At 47.1% G+C, this 19367-nt stretch carries 16 protein-coding genes; 6 read left to right on the top strand and 10 right to left on the bottom strand.

The genetic code is table 11. The annotated features are described in order from the left end of the window. On the top strand, positions 1-904 hold a 904-nt coding region (locus tag VAE48_RS04025), incomplete at its 5' end, for an FG-GAP-like repeat-containing protein (protein WP_322792034.1). A gap of 9 nt (positions 905-913) precedes the next feature. Here the strand turns inward: VAE48_RS04025 and VAE48_RS04020 are convergent. Together VAE48_RS04020 and VAE48_RS04015 are read right to left on the bottom strand one after the other, a co-directional pair. Next, a complete protein-coding gene (locus tag VAE48_RS04020; RefSeq protein ID WP_322792033.1) occupies positions 914-2746 on the bottom strand; it encodes an aldehyde ferredoxin oxidoreductase family protein in 1833 nt (610 codons plus the stop codon). Positions 2747-2757: 11 nt separating this feature from the next. Next, the gene (locus tag VAE48_RS04015; protein ID WP_322792032.1) at positions 2758-3921 is read right to left on the bottom strand and encodes an iron-containing alcohol dehydrogenase; all 1164 of its coding nucleotides are present in this window, start codon (positions 3919-3921) and stop codon (positions 2758-2760) included. Positions 3922-4102: 181 nt separating this feature from the next. Between VAE48_RS04015 and VAE48_RS04010 the strand changes: the two genes are divergently transcribed. Next, on the top strand, positions 4103-5263 hold the full coding sequence (locus tag VAE48_RS04010; RefSeq protein ID WP_322792031.1) for a hypothetical protein: 1161 nt from the start codon (positions 4103-4105) through the stop codon (positions 5261-5263). A gap of 63 nt (positions 5264-5326) precedes the next feature. Here VAE48_RS04010 and VAE48_RS04005 read toward each other — a convergent pair whose 3' ends face one another. After that, the gene (locus VAE48_RS04005; RefSeq protein ID WP_322792030.1) at positions 5327-5734 is read right to left on the bottom strand and encodes an SCP2 sterol-binding domain-containing protein; all 408 of its coding nucleotides are present in this window, start codon (positions 5732-5734) and stop codon (positions 5327-5329) included. Positions 5735-5820: 86 nt separating this feature from the next. Between VAE48_RS04005 and mtnA the strand changes: the two genes are divergently transcribed. Continuing rightward, entirely contained in the window at positions 5821-6885 is a 1065-nt protein-coding gene (mtnA, locus tag VAE48_RS04000; RefSeq protein ID WP_322792029.1) for an S-methyl-5-thioribose-1-phosphate isomerase, read from the top strand. Here the strand turns inward: mtnA and VAE48_RS03995 are convergent. From VAE48_RS03995 to VAE48_RS03975, 5 genes are read right to left on the bottom strand one after another with little or no spacing between them, the layout of a single operon-like run. Then, positions 6870-8159 carry a glycosyltransferase family 4 protein gene (locus VAE48_RS03995; RefSeq protein ID WP_322792028.1) on the bottom strand — a complete coding sequence of 430 codons (1290 nt, stop codon included), beginning with the start codon at positions 8157-8159 and terminating at the stop codon, positions 6870-6872. The genes mtnA and VAE48_RS03995 overlap by 16 nt on opposite strands. Beyond that, positions 8156-9910 carry an alpha-amylase family glycosyl hydrolase gene (locus tag VAE48_RS03990; RefSeq protein ID WP_322792027.1) on the bottom strand — a complete coding sequence of 585 codons (1755 nt, stop codon included), beginning with the start codon at positions 9908-9910 and terminating at the stop codon, positions 8156-8158. Before VAE48_RS03990 ends, VAE48_RS03995 begins: the two co-directional genes overlap by 4 nt. Continuing rightward, positions 9907-10497: a histidine phosphatase family protein gene (locus VAE48_RS03985; protein ID WP_322792026.1), complete on the bottom strand. Its 591-nt coding sequence runs from the start codon at positions 10495-10497 to the stop codon at positions 9907-9909. Before VAE48_RS03985 ends, VAE48_RS03990 begins: the two co-directional genes overlap by 4 nt. Before the next feature lie 33 nt (positions 10498-10530). Beyond that, positions 10531-12348 (bottom strand): glucosyl-3-phosphoglycerate synthase, encoded by a 1818-nt coding sequence (locus tag VAE48_RS03980; protein ID WP_322792025.1) that lies wholly within the window; start codon positions 12346-12348, stop codon positions 10531-10533. A 9-nt stretch (positions 12349-12357) separates the two neighbouring features. Continuing rightward, positions 12358-13596 (bottom strand): glycosyltransferase family 4 protein, encoded by a 1239-nt coding sequence (locus VAE48_RS03975; RefSeq protein ID WP_322792024.1) that lies wholly within the window; start codon positions 13594-13596, stop codon positions 12358-12360. A 166-nt stretch (positions 13597-13762) separates the two neighbouring features. Here VAE48_RS03975 and VAE48_RS03970 point away from each other — a divergent pair, with 166 nt between their 5' ends. Further along, positions 13763-14917 carry an acyl-CoA dehydrogenase family protein gene (locus VAE48_RS03970; protein WP_322792023.1) on the top strand — a complete coding sequence of 385 codons (1155 nt, stop codon included), beginning with the start codon at positions 13763-13765 and terminating at the stop codon, positions 14915-14917. 53 nt (positions 14918-14970) lie between these two features. Further along, positions 14971-15285 (top strand): hypothetical protein, encoded by a 315-nt coding sequence (locus VAE48_RS03965; protein WP_322792022.1) that lies wholly within the window; start codon positions 14971-14973, stop codon positions 15283-15285. Here the strand turns inward: VAE48_RS03965 and VAE48_RS03960 are convergent. Next, complete coding sequence (locus tag VAE48_RS03960) at positions 15280-16371, bottom strand: pyridoxal-phosphate-dependent aminotransferase family protein (RefSeq protein WP_322792021.1); 1092 nt, start codon at positions 16369-16371, stop codon at positions 15280-15282. The genes VAE48_RS03965 and VAE48_RS03960 overlap by 6 nt on opposite strands. A gap of 184 nt (positions 16372-16555) precedes the next feature. Here VAE48_RS03960 and pepT point away from each other — a divergent pair, with 184 nt between their 5' ends. After that, the gene (gene pepT, locus VAE48_RS03955; RefSeq protein WP_322792020.1) at positions 16556-17779 is read left to right on the top strand and encodes a peptidase T; all 1224 of its coding nucleotides are present in this window, start codon (positions 16556-16558) and stop codon (positions 17777-17779) included. On the opposite strand, the gene VAE48_RS03950 is transcribed toward pepT, so the two are convergent. Beyond that, positions 17780-19367 (bottom strand): alpha-amylase family glycosyl hydrolase (locus VAE48_RS03950; RefSeq protein WP_322792019.1); only part of this gene is annotated, 1588 nt, incomplete at its 5' end.

Below are 19367 nucleotides of genomic sequence, written 5' to 3'. Positions count from 1 at the left end.
CTTTTTCCCTAATGGTTCTCCCCTTCCAGCAAACACTGCCGAATATCCCAATCGAAATGTGTGGGGAAAAGTTGGAGTCTGGGAAGATTTAGCGGTTGAGAAAAGAGGTTGGGGTCAATGTAAAAGTGGCTATTCGCGGTCAGAAAATTATCGCCCAAATTTTGCTCACTCTCCAGCAGCCATAGCAGATTTGGATAACAATGGCACAAAAGAAATTGTGGTCGTTGGCAATGTTTATGACTGCTCCCAAAACCCATACCTTTCTCGTTATTACGGGCCATTCATTTTTCATCCTGACAGAACCCGTTTTCACAATGGGCAATATGACTGGCAATCTACCCCCGTTGACACGGGTGCGCCTCTCTCAGAAAATTACAACGTGATCGAAAGCGCAATGCCTAATCCAGTTTTGGCAGATTTAAATGGAGACAATCTTAAAGAAATCCTCTTTGCGTCATACAATGGAAAAATCCATGCTTTTTGGCTGGATAAAAATGAAAAAGGCAACTGGCCTTATTCAGTCAATTATCCATCCGAAGGAATCCTGCGCTTCGCTTCTGAACCAGTTGTTGCCGATCTGGATAACAATGGCTATGCTGAGGTAATTTTCACCTCCTGGACATCAAAAAACTCAAATAAAAGCGGAAAATTACATATCCTCTCGTATTCAGGAAGCCCGATATATGAGATTGAGCTACCTCCTCCAAAAAATGGGAACTGGAATGGAGGGCTACCCGCACCAACCCTGGCAAATATTGACAACGATCCCGATATTGAAATTGTCATCAATACCGCTCACTCCGGAATAGTGGTGTATGACCTGCCCGGCAGTGCTAATGCTCGAATTTTATGGGCAACCGGCCGGGGAAATTACCAGCGAACGGGTGTTCCTCCTATTGAGTAAAAACCCATTTCAAGTGACGGAGAGTAAATCCTTCAACCCTAGATCCTCTAATTTCTCCTGAAGTGGGAATCCGCTCGTCCTATCCCAGCCGCTGAAGCGGTAATATTCCGCCAGCATCGTTTCCATATCGGGGAGATTACCTTCCTGTCCGCCATCTGTAAGAGGCTGGAGGATCAGCTTCGGTAATTTTTCATTTACGGTTTTCCATCCCAATTTCAAATTATAGAGCCGCTTCATATTCCATGCCCGCTCGCCGGCTTTGAGCATGGTCTGCAAATCCCAGTTCCAATCCATTGCTGCGTTCAAGAGATTAAGAATCTCGGTTGGAGAAACCACCGCAAAAAAACAGGTGGTTAGGCTGTTGCACACCGTCCGCCAGTGCTGATGACGGGCAACCTGTTCGCCTTTTCCCATCGGACTGAATCGATCGGTGAACTCAACTCCGATCTCCTCTATGGTTCCTCCCAACCCCACATTGAAGTAATCGCTCTGGTTATGACACGCCCCTCTGGGCGAGGTAACATAAACCAGTGCCTGTCCGGAAAACGCGCGCGGATCGTGCATGGCAACATCCAGCCCGTTCACCTGAACGGCCAAATCTTCGTCACCATACGCGGCTGCCAATGCTTTACTTCCCCTGGCAAGCAGATTTCCAAAACCCTCTCTGGCAGCCATCTGCCGTAACAGGGAAAAACAGGGTTCGGGATCACCCCATCGAAGAGGTAAGCCCCCACTATCCTTGAGAGTAAGCTTGCCTTGTTCGAACAGCAAATACGCCAGAGCAATTGTATTCCCAGCCGTTATGGTATCCATTCCCAACCGGTCGCAAAGATCCCCCAGCGCAGTGATCGCGGCCAGATCATCCACCATCAATTGTGAACCGAAAGAGCAAATCGTTTCATACTCTGGTCCTTTGGCAACTCCATGGGTGGGGTAGTTTCCATCGGTAATCTCGACCTCACGCCCACAAGAGATAACACAACCCTGACAGGCCGTAGTACCTTTCAGGATTGTTTCAGCCATTGTCGCCCCGCTGATCTTTTCGGCGCCTTCAAATTTCGCCGCGGTCCAGTACTTTTGGGGCATATCCCCCAGGTATTGCAAATACTCCGCTCCGCCAGAGGTACCGGTAGCCCGAAGCACGGCGGTCATATTCTGTTCCAGCAGTTTTTTGTTGACCGCCACCCTTAATTTGCGATATTCCTCATCCCGCCCCATTACCAGGCGCTGCGTACCCCGCACGGCTACTGCCTTCAATTTCTTGGAACCCATTAATGCCCCCATGCCGGTGCGCGCTGCAAGCCGACCGTGATCGGAAAAAATGCCGGCAAAGGGGACTAAATTTTCTCCGGCCAAACCAATGCAGGCCACTTTGGCTTGGGGTACTCCAACCTCTCGACGGATGATTTCCTGAGTTTCATAGGTATCCGCTTTTCCCCACAGATGTTGAGCAGAACGAATTTCTATCGCGTCGTTGTAAATCCAGATATACACCGGTTCTTCCGCAGCACCTTCAATCCATAAAACATCAATTCCGGCAAACCGCAATTCCGGTCCGACAAATCCACCAATATTCGATTCACCCCACCAGCCAGTTTGTGGCGAGCGTCCGCACACCGAAAAACGCCCGGTGGTTGGTCCAGCCGTACCCGTGAGAGGGCCGGTAGCAAATAATAATGGACTTGCCGGGTCGAGCGGATGACGATTGGCATCCAATCCATCCCATAATAACCTGGCTGCCAGACCCGACGCGCCGATAAACCCTTCAATGTGTTCCTGGGGTATTTGATCACGGCTGATTTGATGATTGCTAAGGTTGATTCTGACCAATTTTCCAAACATGACTGTCCCTTCTAAAAATCAATCATCTTGCCTTCGTAGGCATAAAGAAATAATCGGCGCAAATCCTCTTCATCTGGTATGCGCGTTGACATGATCGTCTGGGTGTCGTTCATCGCATTTTCAATCAACTGATCTAATTCAGATTCCAGTGCGGAACGCTCAATCCCCGCTTCGGCGATGCAAACCGGCTGTTCGAGGGCTTCTTCCAGCTCACGTATTTTTGCTGCAAGAGCTGCTCCTGCCTGTTTTTCATTTTTCTCCGACAATCCCAAAAACCCCGCCAATTCTGCATAGCGAGTCCCCCCTTCAGGTGAGTTGGCACAATATTCAATCGTGTAGGGAAGGAACAATGCCACTGCTCTGCCGTGCGGAATCTGAAATAGCGCTCCAAAGGCATGTCCCAAACCGTGTGCCAGCGCTGCCATTGAGTTGCCAAAACCCAACCCGGCAATTGTGGCAGCGTAATGCATTTTTTCTTTTGCCAGCAAATCTCCCTGATAGGCTCTGGGTAAGTTTTCGAAGACCAGTCTGGCAGCCAGCAGACAAAGCCCATCTGTAAACTCGTTATGGTAAGTAGAAGTGAAACCCTCGATGGCATGGGTAAGTGCGTCCAGCCCCGTGTCACTTGTAATGCGGGGCGGTAATCCCTTAATCATGATCGGATCAATAATAGCAATATCCGGAACAACCTCGCGGCTTCCCAACCCCAGTTTCCTCTTTGCCTGATGATCGGAAAGAACCACCGCCCACGTCACTTCTGAACCGGTGCCGGAGGTCGTCGGAATCGCGACCATGTGAGCTTTTTGCCTTAAACCATAGCTCTCTAAAGGATTGATGGCATCCGGCTGGACATCCGGTCTGGCGTAGAGCACCCACATCCCTTTGGCAGCGTCAATAACCGAGCCCCCACCTACGGCGACAATCCAGTCGGGTTCAAATGCCATCATCCTTTGCGCGCCGAATTTGACCGTCTCGAGATCCGGCTCAGGCAAGACCTGATCAAAAATCTCCGCTTGCATGCCGGTCAACTTCAATTGCTCAACTACGGAATCAACCACACCCAACCGAATCAGGGTGGCGTCGGTGACGATCATGGCTTTTTTGCCATGCAGCGAAGCAAGGTGGGAGAGTGCATCCTCACCAAAGAGGATTAAGGGGGAAGAGAAGTACCACATATTTACAAACCTTTTTGGGAATAGGGGGAATGCCCTTAATGATACTTTTTTTCCTAAAACTTTACCAGAAATTTTTATAAGGAAGTTATAAAACAAAATTTATTGACTATTTAGATATATTTATTCATAATAAATAGAGCGGTGGAATTTTAAAATTAATCAACCAAAAGGAGTATGGTAAATGAAAAATATCTGGAAATCGGTATTGGGCGTTTTCATGACTGCGCTGATCGCAGTCACTTTGTTGCAATTCTCGAACCACTCGGCCACAGCGAGCGGTGGTGATACTTCTGAGCGTGTTGTTTTGGTAAAAAAGACCGCGTCAACCACCTTTGAGCGGCAATGGCAATGGAATATCACGAAAACAGGCGATCAATCAACTCTGACACTGGCACCCGGCCAGCTCTTTCCGGTTAATTACACCGTGACCGTTCAGGCCGTGGCAGTGGACAGTAATTGGAAAGTCAGCGGTCAGATTGCCTTTCAAAACCAATCATCCCTACCTGCTACCATTGAAGACGTTACGGATGTGATCAGTGGCGGCATTGTTGCCAGTGTAAATTGTGGCACATCCTTTCCATTCACATTGCCAGCCGGTTTTACCAAAGTATGCTCTTATCAAGCAAATCTGCCGGATGGTAGCAGCCGCACCAACACCGCCACAGTGGTGACCAGCGGCGATGTCCCCGGCAGTTCAGTAACCATCTCATTTTCATTTGGCAGTCCCACTCTCGAATCGGACGAGTGCATTACCGTTGAGGATGACCATTTTGGATCTTTGGGCACCGTTTGCGCTAACGAAGTTCCAAAAACCTTCACCTATACCCTGAATGTGGGCGGTCAAGAAGTGTGCGGTTTATACCAGTTTGCCAATATTGCTTCGTTCATTACCAATGACACTGGCACAAAAGGCAGCGCAAAATTTGTCGTCAATTATGACGTTCCTTGCGCTGGCGCTTGCACCCTTACCCCCGGCTACTGGAAAACCCATTCCAAATACGGCCCGGCCCCCTACGATTCAGCCTGGGCTTTGCTCGGAGAGGACAATCTTTTCTTCCTGAGCGGTCAAACCAATTATCAGGTCTTCTGGACTTCACCCTCCGGTGGTAATGCTTACTACATTCTCGCGCATGCTTATCTTGCTGCGAAATTGAATATTCTCAATGGCGCTTCCACCACTTCCAGTGTGGATGCAGCTTTGAGCTTTGCTGAATCCTTCTTCAACACCTATACCCCAGCTGCTACTCTTAGCAGGTCTGTGCGGAGTGCGGCTATCGAGCAGGCTGAAGTGCTCGATAACTATAACAATGGCTTAATTGGCCCGGGTCATTGCAGTAAGTAAAAATCCCGCTCTTACCAGACAAAACGAGGTTCCTGCACACAAAGGAACCTCGTTTTAGTTTTTTTACACAGGAAACTTCGTTGGAATCCGGGTACAGGATTCAACCAGCTCCTTAGCGGCGCGTACATTTTTCATCACCATGGCCATGTTGCCGGTAAGTTTCAGCTGGCCGGTCATCATCGCCTGCATCGGATCTAATTGTTTGGTCATGACCTTTTTCCAAACCGTCACTGGCCCTTTCAATTGAAATGCCGGTTTCATTCCATCCACTTTTCCGACCTGAAACGCATCCCGGCACTCTCCATGCCATAAGTCCATGTAAAGAACGACCGTTTCGGTGAGGGTTCCGCCCGGCTCAATGATAAAATAAAAATCTCCCTCCCAGTTTTTAGCCGCTTCTTTGTAAGATTGGCTGCGATTGAGGTCCTGCATCATCGCCTTAATCCACTCGTCAGATGGAAAGGGATACATCTATTCACCTCCAAGAGAAATAATTTACTCTAAAAATTATAATGAATTTTTTACTTCTCTTCCAAAAAATAGGGAGTAAAGGACCAATGACCACTTACCAAACCCTCCATTGGGAAACAAACACAAATACCCTCATCCTGTTAGATCAACGTACTTTGCCCCACGAGATTCGTTATGTGACCTGCAAAGATGAACATCAAACTGCCGAAGCAATTCGTAATATGACCATCCGCGGCGCACCGGCAATCGGCGCGGCTGCCGCGTTTGGTCTGGCGTTAGCCGCTTATCGTTGCGCTGCAACCAACCCAAACGAATTTCGTCAAAGGATGGAACAGGCTGCTCAACTCCTAGCCCAATCCAGACCCACTGCTGTCAATCTGCAGTGGGCATTGAAGCGGGTTTTAAAGGTACTCTCCACAACCGCCGAAAACGTGGAAGAATTACGCCATTTGATTCTTCAAGAAGCCATACGCATTTCGGAGGAAGATGTAGAAATCAATAAGAAAATCGGCCTGAACGCCTTGCAAATCCTGCCGCAAGAAATTAACTTCATCCATCATTGCAACACCGGCGCTCTGGCTACCGTTGATTATGGTACGGCGCTGGGGATTATTCGCACCGCCCATGAACATGGGCGCAAGGTGTTTGTCTTTGTGGATGAAACCCGTCCCCGTCTTCAGGGGGCCAGGTTAACCGCATGGGAACTTCAACAGTTGGGCATTCCTTTCAAAGTTATTGTGGACGGCGCAAGCGGATTTGTGATGAAGCGGTTTCGGATTGATGCAGTCGTGGTCGGTTGTGACCGCGTTGCCGCCAATGGAGATACCGCCAATAAAGTGGGCACATACAATCTGGCACTGGCTGCCAGGGCTCATAAGATACCCTTTTATGTTGCCTGCCCGACCTCCACCATTGACCTGAACATTTCTCACGGCGACCTGATTCCCATTGAAGAGCGCGCCGCTGAGGAAATTACCCATATTGAAGGAATTCCCATTTGCCCGCCGGAGACATCGGTATTCAATCCGGCCTTTGATGTGACACCAGCGGAGTACATCACCGCAATCATTACCGAAAACGGCATTTGTTACCCGCCTTTCATCCAATCATTGAGCAATGTGGTTCAGGCCAGCGGCTATCCATTCCGGTGATTGGTGCCGTAAATTTCAGTCAATAGCGCTCTGAGGTGCATCTCCAAAACCGAATAGGAGTAATGTTTTCGCGCAACCCGGTAATTGATTCTTGCCATTTCCTCAACAAACTCGGGTTCAAGCAAAGCGCGTCGCGCCATCTGAATGGATTGTTCGGTAATAAAACCATCAAATTCAATCACCCGAAAACCCTTGGGTTTTATATCAATTTCGTAAATCGAATATCGGTTGACCACAATCGGACGGCCAAAATAAACCGCTTCAAGGAAGGCATTTCCGAAGCCTTCAATTTCTGACGGATAGGTCACCAGATCAGCATGAGGATAGACATCAAAGAGCGTGTAAATTTTCCTACCATCCGACGTAGTCCCGCGTTTTTCCTGAATGATGTCCGAAACGAACAGAGTCTTCACTCCCATCCGGCGGGCATAATCTCTGACCCTGTGTTCGTATTCTTTGCCTTCATCACCCGCAGCATGAGAAATCACCAGGCAGGCAGGAAGTTCCAAACGAGAGACCAGCTCAATGGCATGTTCAATGCCCTTGCGCTGGACAACCCGGGTTGGTTGTAATATTAATTTTTCGCGCTCCTCAAGCCCTAAATCCTGCCTTAAAGTTCGGGTATATTCATCCATAGGTGGTGGGGGAGTCTCAAAATCCATCACATTCGGCACAACACGGCTGGAAACGCCTGTTCTTAAGCTCAACTGTTGGCCAGCGACGGAGTTAATCATCACATGTTTCACACTGGGGAATGCCGGCGGAAATGCCATCGTCAGGTAATCCCACACACAATTGACCAGAAAACGCTTGCGCTCCCAGTACATATCATGGTGATGAGCAATGACTGGAAAACCCGTTTCGGCAATGAATTCTGAAATGGCCATGCCCAGCGGGATATTCACAGGAATTGACAAAGCATTTTCTGCAACCAGTAAATCAATCTCAAATTGCTTAACAAAACTCTGCAGATGTTCTTTGAAGTAAACTTTGTACTCTTGAATTTGCTGAGTTAATTGAGGGCTGCGTATGGTTTGATTGAAGGCTTCTTCATGAATCGCTTCCATCTCTGGATGATGAAAAAACATGTTGGGCACCACATAACTGACTTCTGCCGGACGGTCGCACAAACCAGCAAAATAAAAACAGGTATGTCCCATTCGCATAAAAACGGCAGCCCATTTTTCGGCTTCCAGACTTACGCCGTCAGTTCCCGCAAATCGTGTTGAAACAAAACCAATTCTTAAAGAAGAATTTTTCCAGTTCATTGTCATAGCGGTTCGTCTCCTCTCAATTTGGTAATTCGACATATCCATCTGTGTTGATAGGGTAAAAGCCGAACTTCTTGTTCCGCAACCTTTTGATCCGGCGAGAGTAAATCCTCCCAGCGACCGCTGGAGTCGGGTAAACGAACGGTAACTTCCTGGTCTGTGAAGTTATGTACACAAAACACATCTCGTTCCGATTGTGGATCGTATCGCATCAGCGCAAAAATCCGTTCATCCTCGACGATGACTTGTTGCAATGCCGAAGGATCAAAAGCGCGGTACTTTCGGCGAACAGCCAGCATTTTCCTTAATTCATTCCAGATTTTTGATCGCCGGTGTTTCGGATTTTTGATCTCGGATAACACTTCATCTGCCGACAATTTCTGGCGATTGACGGTGCGGTTGGCCCCAGTGAGAGATACTCCCTCCTTCCACCCGCGAGAACCAATCATGGAATGCACATAAATGGCCGGCAGACCTCTCAATGTAAGCAACACGGAGTGAGCTGTCAGGAAACGGACAATCATCAAATCTTCATTATCCAATGCATCAGGGCTGCTCATCGCATCCAGATAATTCACATTCAATTCATAGGGGGAGCGACTTCCATCCGGATTGGCTTTATAACTGACCAATCCGCCCAGTTGCTGGACAGTTGCAACCAATTGATCAATCTCCAAGTCAGATAAAATTCCCCGCACGGGATTGACCCCAACGCCATCATGTGAGGCAAGAAAGTTAAAGAAAGCTGTCCCATCTGCAGGAGTGTGCAGATCACTTGCCCAACGGCTCAGGTAGCGTGTATTTTGAGAATGCACCGTGTGGAGGATCAGCGGAGGTAACGCAAAGTTATACACCAGATGGGCTTCATTCGTTCCATCGCCGAAATAGGAGATGTTCTCCTGATGAGGAACATTGGTTTCGGTTATGATTTTCACATAGGGGGCAATTTCACCCAAAAGCAATCGCCAAAATTGAACCACGGCATGAGTCTGGGGTAAATGAATACAGGTGGTTCCAATTTCTTTCCACAGGTAAGCAATGGCATCCAGCCGGATAAATTGAGCACCAAGGCGGACATAGTCCAGCATCGTCTCGGTCATTTTCTGCAAGACTTTTGGGTTGGCATAATTTAAATCCACCTGATCGGCGCTAAATGTCGTCCAGATATGAATTTTTCCCTCTTTCGATTGAAATTCAGTTAACAGGGGCAAAGCCCGGGGACGAACCACCCATTGCAATCGCTCATCATCAGGATTGGCAGTGATGTAAAAATCTTTATAGTCAGGATCACCCGCCAGAAAACGTTGAAACCACTCATGGCTGACCGAAGTGTGATTCACCACCGCATCAAACATCAACCGAAAGTCTTTGGAAAGAGCCTGAATATCCTGCCAATCCCCAAAATCCGGGTGTACCGATAAATAATCGGCAACCGAAAAACCGTCGTCGGAGGTATACGGAAAAAACGGGAGTAAGTGAAGGGAGGAAATATGCGAATTAAACAAACGCAGCGCAACATCCCGTAAAGTTTGAAGTGGTCTTTCGCCATTTCGGCGAAACTGATCCGCGTAGGTAATCAAGACCACATCGGATTGGTCCAGCGGCAAAGGGAATGAGCGCCTCTCCAAAAATCGGTAGGTCTTTTCGGCTTTTTCGAGGATTTGTTCAAAACAAGTCCAATCGGCATTCCGCTCATAAATAAATTCATAAAGAGATTTCAATCTTTGGCGGGCTTCCTCGGTCAGTACGTTCATCGTTGTTCCCTGCCATTCAAATCCGGCGGCCAGAAGATAATTTGCGGGTCGGCATTGTCCGGAATCAGTTCAAACGCCTTTTCAAGAGGATAACCTTTCACAGCAGCAAGCACGGTTGCTATGGCTAACCCGTGAGATACGATTAAGACCCGTTCTCCTGCGAATTGATGAACAATCTCATCTACGCACTCTTTGACTCTTTCGGCAACTTCCTGCAGACTTTCTCCGCCGGGTGGACGGCTTTGAAGAGGGTTTTCTTTACGCTGCGTAAAATAATCAGCATAACGCTGACGAATTACAGAAAACAACTGCCCTTCCCACTCCCCCTGATGGATCTCCCTCAAGCGTGGATCAATCTTTACTTCTTTATCCCCCGCCAAAATTCTGGCAGTTGAACTGGCTCGCTGGAGATCACTGGAAAAAATTGCGGCAAAATTTACATCTCTCAATCTTTCTGCTAAATCGCGGGCTTGTTTAACTCCAATTTCGTTCAGTGGCATATCTGCCTGCCCCTGATAGCGTCCCTCAACATTCCAGTCGGTTTGACCGTGTCGTACCAACCATAATTCCGTTCTCGTTTTTGGCATTAAACCTTTAAACCTTTCCTCTCTCTTATAAATTTATTCATTCGGGTAAAATTTGGCTCGATATTCAGGTAATGTGATCATTGGAGGGCGCTCCTGTTCGATTATTTCTTTGACTTCCAGAAAATAATTGCCGCTTTCGTACTGCACTATTTTCATGGAACGATTGATGTCCTCAAACAAGGGTTGTTTGAAACGTCCTTCCAGCTTTTTTAACACCGCCTGAATGATGACAAACGACATTTTACTGAGCGCAGTCAAACTTTGATTATGATGGATACGCTCCAGCAAATCCACCTGAGCAATTGCCGACAACCCATATTTTTCAAACACATCAATCAATAAACCCGTCTCCACCCCATAACCGGTGAAAAAGGTCAGGTTTTCCAGTACTTTGCGTCTGCCCCCATACTCACCGGAAAGCGGTTGAATTACCCCCGAGAGTTCGGGGTAAAACAAGTTAATCAGTGGTCTGGCAGTCAGCTCGGTGACTCTTCCGCCACCGGTGGATTGAACCCGCCTGCCGGTTTTAAGAGGCCTTTGATAAAATCCCTTTACAAAGTGGATGTTCCTGTTCAAAAGCAAAGGTCCAACCACTCCATATACAAACCGCGGGTGAATATTGACGATATCCGAATCGATCCAGATAATGATGTCACCCTTGGTTACATACAGGCTCTTCCACAGAGCTTCCCCCTTACCCTCTCTGGCTCCGTACTGAGGCAATGTCTGTTGATGAATATAAACCGGTATTCCGAAGGACTCGGCAATTTCTCGGGTTCTGTCAGTGGAATTTGAATCCATTAATACAATTTCATCCAGTAAGCGATGTTTCTCGATAAGTGTTTTTTGAATTGTGCCGATTACATTTCCAACCGTTTCTTCTTCATTCAAAGCAGGCAAAGCAAGACTAATGGCTAAACCCTGTTCTTCCTTCAGGCGAACGAGATTGTCAATATTGTCGAATTCACTGGCGTGAAAGGTGTTTTCAGCAAACCATTTATCCACCAGAATGGAAATGGCTTTTGAACCGATGGTTTCTTTCTTCCAATCCTCCTCTCGGCGGGGTATTTCCTGTTGGGTTTTGACCACCACAACTTCCTGTTCTGTCTCTTCTAACAATTGATCAGCCACTTTTCCAAGGCTGGCTTGCCGTTCTGCACTGGCCTCGGCAATTCCCAAAATGGTAACATCTGATTTTCGAGAAAGTTCAAGGATTTCCGCCAACGGATTGCTGGAAGCCTTGCGTTGATAGTTCACCTCAGGCAGACTGGGTAAAATTCTGGAAATACCTAACAGCGGCGCTTCGACAACCTCGGCACTGGTTTCAGGAAGGAAGAGATGAATGGCGTTTAACTCCGAACGCCGCATTGCCAGAGCCAATCTTAATGATAACTGCGCATGCGGACCTCCACGTAGTGGAATACCAATTTTCGGATGGCGTTTTGAAAAATTACCGCGAATGATCGCAACATTAGCGTTGATTCGTTTGATCCCTTCTATGAAATTGGGTTGATTTTTGGGTAAAGACGACCAATCCAAAATCACCAAATCGGTTCGATGATCTTGCAGATAGGAATTGATGCCATCCCATGGATCGTATGCCACGCTGACGGCAATTTGAGCGTCAAGATGGCGGGAGCGGATGAAATCGTAAAGAGATTTCCGCAATTTTCTGGCGCTTGCATTTCCTGCCGAAAGCGAAGAGGAAGAATCAACTTCGACCACACCCAAAAAAGTCAGGGAGGTTTCTTCAAGCAAATTGCAGAAATTAATCAAATTTTTTTGGACAGTTTCGTTGAAAACTGGCACAACCAGACGCCTGAAAGGTCGGAAAATCCGTTGAGAGTACATCACCACACCTCACCCATCTGTTTGAAGAAAATCCCTGATTAAAGGGGCAATTTTATTCTTGTATATAGCCTCCCACGTGAATTCTCTTTTCACTCTGGCTCTGAAAGAATAAATCGGGTCATGGGTCAATTTTTCAATCATCTTTTCAGCCACAATTTCAGGGGAATCCTTTAATGAAAACAGTGTTGCAGAACCATCAGCCAATGCCCGCAGCGGTGGGATATCACTGCAAAAAATTATTAAGCGGCCCAAACCAGCTTCCAATATGGGAATGCCAAAACCTTCTTCTTTACTGGTCAATAAAAGCACATCCGCCATTCTATAAAAAGAGCCTATCCAATCCTCCGAAATGCCGTTCGGAAAATATTCGGCAAGAAAAATTACCTGATTTTCCAGATCAAGCTTTCTTCTGAGTTCCACCAATTCTTTCAAATATTGTTCATTGGTGGGATTATGCGCGCCAATCGGACCGGTCACCACCAGTTTTAATGCCGGAAGCCTGTGTTTGAGATGAGCGGTAATATGTAACGCCATCTCAAGGTTTTTTCTACGGGTAACGCGGATAGGCATCAATATCAATGGATCAGCAGACAAAAAATGATGCTGGGTTGCCAACCGGTATAGTTCATCGGTTAAACCGATCAAACTTTTTTGATTGATTCCGGCTGGAATTACCCGAACTTTGCCATCATCAATGCCTGTCAATTGCACCATTTCCTTCTTCCGGGCTTCCGAAACAACAACGTGCGTTACACCCTCCCACGCGATTTTACCCAAAATCCATGGATAGGATGGATATAACTCCGCCGAATACTGGTTCGCTGTCCATGCAAAATCATGGTGCCATAAAATGACGGAAAGCTTCTCCTGTCTTGAAGAAACCAGCCGTTTAAGTGCAGCCGTCAAAGCCAGATTTTTATGCTGAGAGGCTACATTATGGGCAATCAATAACCTGGTACCGGTAAGTGCATCTTTCAGCCAGTTGAAAATTTGGTCAACGGTTTGGTCGAAATCCTCCCTGACTTCACCTCGGTCAAGGCTTTTCTTCAATTCAAGGATTTGTGGATTCCGGGAATCTAACAGGGGATAATTTATTACCTCAATGCGCGGATGCCACTGGCTTCCCCTGCCGCAGATAATTTCAACATCATACCCAAAGTTATTTAAACATTCGGCCTGACTGGCCATCACATTCTCTACTCCCCCTACCACCGGCGGAGCAGAGTAATGTAAAAAAGCAACCTTCATTCCTTTCTCCTATCATTTTTTTTACTTCTTCGTCAAAATATTCCTCAAAGGATTGTAACACATCCAATTTTGGTTTTTTCCGCAAATTATTAGACAAATCAAAGGATTTCTACGGAAGGTTAATGTACAATCAATTGTGGATATTTTTGATAAAAGAGGCGAAAAAATGAACTTCGAATGGACACAGGAACAGGAAGACCTGTATCATCAGGCAATAGAATTTGCTCAGAAAAAAATGAATCACAACCTGATTGAGGAAGACCGCAATCAGCACTTCTCCAAAGAAAAGTGGCAAGCCTGCGCAGACCTTGGATTGTTGGGAATGATCATCCCCGAAAAATACGGTGGGTTAGGGTTGGATGCTCTCACCGTCACGCGCGTTCTGGAAGGCTTTGGTTATGGGAGCAAAGACACCAGCATCTTCCTCTCGATTGGTGCTCACATCTGGGCGGTTGAAATGCCTTTACTTCTCTTTGGCAATGAAGAAATCAAGCAAAAATACCTGCCAAAACTGATCTCCGGTGAATGGGTTGGTGCACATGCCATTTCTGAGCCGGCCGCTGGGTCGGATGCCATGTCTATGTCCACAACGGCAGTAAAAGATGGAGACAATTTCATCCTTAACGGAAGTAAAACCTTCGTCACCAATGCACCGGTAGCGGATTTCTTTATCACTTTTGCTACTATCAATAAAAAATACGGTTTCGCCGGCATTACCTGTTTCGCAGTCGAAGGTTCCACCCCGGGGGTCTCGGTGGAATCACACATGGAGAAGATGGGATCAAGGACTTCACCGATGGCTGATGTCATTTTTCGCGATGCCCGCATCCCCGCCTCCAACGTTATTGGAAGCCCAAGCAGCGGTTCCAGGGTATTCTCAAGAATCATGTTTTGGGAACGCGCGCTCATCCTTGCGCCTTTTTTGGGGGCAATGCAGCGTCAAATTGAAGAATGTGTGCGTTATGCTAACGAAAGAGTACAGTTTGGAAAACCCATCTCTGCTTATCAAGCCATTTCAGGAAAAATTGTGGACATGCAGGTGCGTCTTGAATCGGCACGCCTGCTGATTTACAAAGCCGCATGGGAACTAGAACATGGAGATCCAACCATGCCGGCATCCATTGCCAAACTGGTTACCAGCGAAGCCGCCATTCAAACTTTCCTGGACGCCATTCAAGTATTTGGCGGTTATGGCTACACGACAGATTTTGAAATCGAGCGTTACTTAAGGGATGCAATTGGCACCAAGATTTATTCCGGCACCTCCGAAATGCAAAAAATGATCATCGCTACCACCCTTGGCCTGAAAACACAGGGGTAAAATTCATTCAACCGATCACTGCTGTAAAGATTCAAAACAACTGGCGAGGAGCAATGTCAAAAATTGAACTTCTCTACTTTCATGACTGCCCCAATTGGGAGAATGCGCTCGAACTCTTCGAACGGGTTTTGAAGGATTTGAACATCAACGAGGAAATTCATCTCTACAAAGTTGAGTCTGACGAAGAAGCGACCAAGCGAAAATTTACCGGTTCACCCTCGTTTTATATTGATGGACAAGACTTGTTCCCAAGCGAGCAGGAAAACTATTTTCTGGGCTGCCGGGTTTACCCAACCTCTAAAGGTTTCCGCGGAATGCCAGAGTACGAAGTGCTCCGCACGGCTGTACAAAAAGCACTCAAATTATGAAGAGGTTACCACCTCTCTAATCACCTTGAGAGCTTTGTCCACCAACTCCATGCTTGCCTGACTGCCCATGTGACCGAGCCGGAAGATTTTACCCGCCAGAGGACCATAGGAACCGCCTGTAGCCAGCCCTTTTTCGCGAAACCGGCGATCCAGTTCAGACCAGCTAAATTTTTCCGGCACATAAACCGCTGTCACGGTCGGTGAAGGTTGCGCATCTCTTGCCGGGAACAATTTTAATCCCATAGACTCTAATTCACTGCGGCAGTGGCTGGCAACCGTTTCATGCCGCTGGAAAACTACATCCAAACCCTCATCGAAGATCATTTTTACAGCCTGATGAATCGCTGCAACGCCATGCCAGTTCGGAGTGTATGGAAAGTAAAACTTCTCCTGGGCATCATAAAAAGGCAAAAGAGCATCATAACCGACATATCCAACTTGTTTGATAACGTCCCAGGCGCCAGGGCTAACGGCAACAAATGCGGCTAGCGGCGGAGCAGAAAGCACTTTTTGCGAACCGCCCAAACACAGGTCAATCGCCCATTCATCTGTCTTAACCGGTGTACCGCCCAAACTGGCAACTGCATCCACATAAAATAACGGGACTTCGTATTTTTGTTTTAATAAACCCACCATTTCCAGCGGATTCAGGGTTCCTGAAGGCGTTTCGCAGTGCACGGCGGTGATCATCTTCGGCCGAAAGGCTTGAATCGCCTTCTCAACCTCATCCCAATCTTTCAGAGTTTGGTCATATTCGACCCCATAAATTTTGACTTCTGCGCCGATGGAAGCGGCCATTTCGGCTATGCCGTAACCGAACACACCACTGGCCAATGCCAGAACCCGATCACCCGGCCTGATCGCGCTTTTTAAAGCCCCCCACAATGCCATCATCCCTTCACCGGTATGAATGACAACCCGGTTATTTGTTTCATACAGACGCTTCAACATTTCTTCGGTTTGATTGTATAAATCCAGAAATTCCATCTCCAGGTCTGGTGATGGGTAATCTTTGCTCATCGCCTCCAGGATGATTTGTGGAACGGTGGTTGGTCCGGGCACCATAGGAATGGCATATTCTTTCATTTCGTAAAACCTTTCTTGCACAAAAATTCTTAAGTTGTAAACGATACACTTTACCCTTATTGTATCCACTTCACTCTGACCGAATTTTCACTTTTATTATCTCACAAACCAAAACGAACCAAATCCATCTGTAGTGTTTTGTTGGGGTATAATCAACCCGATTAACCTGCTCAGGAGTTGACCCTTGAAAACCTCTGTTGTTGATCGTTTTATCCGCTATGCAAAAATTTTCACCGAATCCGATCCGGCTTCGGACACTTGTCCCAGCACCAGCCGGCAATTAGACCTGGCAAGACTGCTGGTCGAAGAACTGAAACAAATTGGCCTGGTGGACATTTCGCTGGATGAAAACGGTTATGTGATGGCAACCTTGCCCGCTAATGTAGAGAATGCGCCTACCATCGGTTTTATCGCCCATCTGGATACCAACCCGGATATGACCGGTGAAAACGTCAACCCGCAAATCGTTTCCTATAAAGGTGGCGATATTCTACTCAATACCGAGAAAAATATTGTTCTCTCTCCGCAGGACTTCCCCATCCTGAATAAATATGTGGGCCAAACCCTGATTACAACGGATGGCAATACCCTGCTCGGTGCAGATGATAAAGCTGGAATCGCGGAAATAATGGCAGCCGTCGAATATCTCGCTCAGCACCCGGAAATACCCCATTCAGCCATTCGGGTCGGCTTTACCCCGGATGAAGAAATTGGGCGGGGAGCTGACCGATTTGATGTTAAAAAATTCAACGCTGATTTTGCCTACACCATGGATGGCGGTGAAATTGGTGAATTGCAGTATGAAAACTTTAACGCCGCCAATGCAAAAATTTTCATTCAGGGGCGCAACGTACACCCCGGCACTGCCAAAAATCAGATGATCAACGCTCTACAAATCGCCATCAATCTTCATCAGATGTTACCGCCTCACCTCCGCCCCGAACATACCGATCACTATGAAGGATTTTTCCATCTGACTAACATTTATGGTAATGTGGACGCTGCTGAGATGCGCTACATCATCCGCGAACATGACCGCCAGAAATTTGAAGAAATGAAGGCAATTCTTATTCGCGCCATCCAGTATCAAAATGAATACTATGGGTCAGAACGAATCAAAGTGGATCTGCGTGACAGCTATTACAACATGAAAGAAAAAATCCTGCCGGTCATGCACATCATTGACCTGGCGAAACAGGCCATGCTGGATGTGGGGGTTAGCCCCATTATTCGACCGGTGCGTGGTGGCACAGACGGAGCAAGGTTGTCTTACATGGGATTACCCTGCCCCAATATCTTCAATGGCGGGCACAATTACCATGGACGGTATGAATTTATCCCCGTTGAATCGATGGAAAAGGCCGTTCAGGTCATTGTTCGTATTGCAGAACTTGCTGTCCAATCCTGATCAGGAATCGACCTTTAACCAAACAAACTGGTAGGGTTCCAGCATTAAATCATTGATTGTTGAATACGGTTGACCGCTGACCAGATCAACAAAGTGATATCCCAACCCATGCAGACGGATTTCATTTCCGTCAATGATTTGCGGCTGCTCACTGAAATTGCAAATTGCCAGTACTCGCTCGTTTTGAAGTTGACGCACATACGAGAAAAGGTGTTTGGATCGAAGGGTAAGGATTTCCGTTTGGGCGCCACCAAACGCCATAATTTCCTTTCTCAATTGAATTAATCTTCTCAACCGGCTGTATAGTTTACCCTCCAATGTAGTTTCATCATGACGCCGCTTGTATTTCTCCCAATCTGCGAAAGGGCGGTGTACCCAGCGAGAATCCCTTACTTTTGCCGGATCCTCACGGTAGCGGTAATCATTCAAAGTTGCAATTTCATCCCCCAAATAAATTAAGGGGATTCCTCCAATGGAAAGGATGACGCTGTGAATCAGCAAAATCCTCCGCAGCACCAGTTCCACTTCGCGTTCAGTTTCCTGGTAAATTGCCTTTTCCAAACCTGCCAACGAAGCGCAGGTACCCGAAATCCTGGCATCGCCCGTGCGCGGATTTTCCTGAAATGGCAATCCCCTTGCAAAACTGCCCGGGAACTTACCCGTATAAAACTCGTTCAAAAAACGACGATGATCAAACCCATTTATCCCCAATTGAGCTGCATCTTCGTCTGAAAAAGTCCATCCGATATCATCGTGACAACGCACATAATTGACCCATGCACATCGTGGGTGAATTTTAAAACGCTCCTGCATCGAAAAGGTGAGCAAATCGGTCTGGCGGGTTGCCAGTGTATTCCACAATAAAGCCATTAACAGCGGATTATAGGAAATTTGACATTCTTTTGGGTGAATATAGCGCACCACCTCATCCGGGTGAACTATTGCTTCCGACTTAAAAATCAACGCCGGGGCAGATATTCGCGCAATTGAATTGAAGGCTTGAATGAGCATGTGGGCTTCTGGCAGGTTTTCACAATTGGTGCCCATTTGCTTCCAAAGGAACGCAACCGCATCCAGACGCAATACTTCCACACCGGCATTGGCGAGAAAAAGCATTTCCTCTGCCATACGATTGAAGACCACCGGATTCGAATAATTCAAATCCCATTGATTGGAGTGGAATGTTGTCCACACCCACTTGCCAATCTCAGGGAAATAAGTAAAAGCACCGGGGTGTTCTTCCGGGAAAATTTCACGTAACGTACGTTCATACGCATCTGGCATTAAGCGATCGTCAAACATGTAATAAAAGGATTGATAATCCGGGTCTCCCGCCCGTGCTTTGAGCGCCCATTCATGTTCATTTGAGGTGTGATTGAACACAAAATCCAACACCAGACTGATTCCTTGCCCACGTAACAAACGGGCCAGATTGGATAACTCCTGCATGCTTCCCAGGGCAGGGTTCACCTCCCGGTAACTGGAAATGGCATAACCGCCGTCATTTTCCCCTTCCGGGCAGCGGAATAGCGGCATCAGGTGCAAATAGGTCAATCCCAACTCTTTGAAATAAGGGATTTTTTCCTGA

The sequence above is a fragment of the Bellilinea sp. genome (genome assembly GCF_034432615.1).
Classification (GTDB): domain Bacteria; phylum Chloroflexota; class Anaerolineae; order Anaerolineales; family Anaerolineaceae; genus Bellilinea.
The sequence above is the reverse complement of the archived record's forward strand: the minus strand, read 5'-3'. Positions and strand labels throughout refer to the sequence as shown.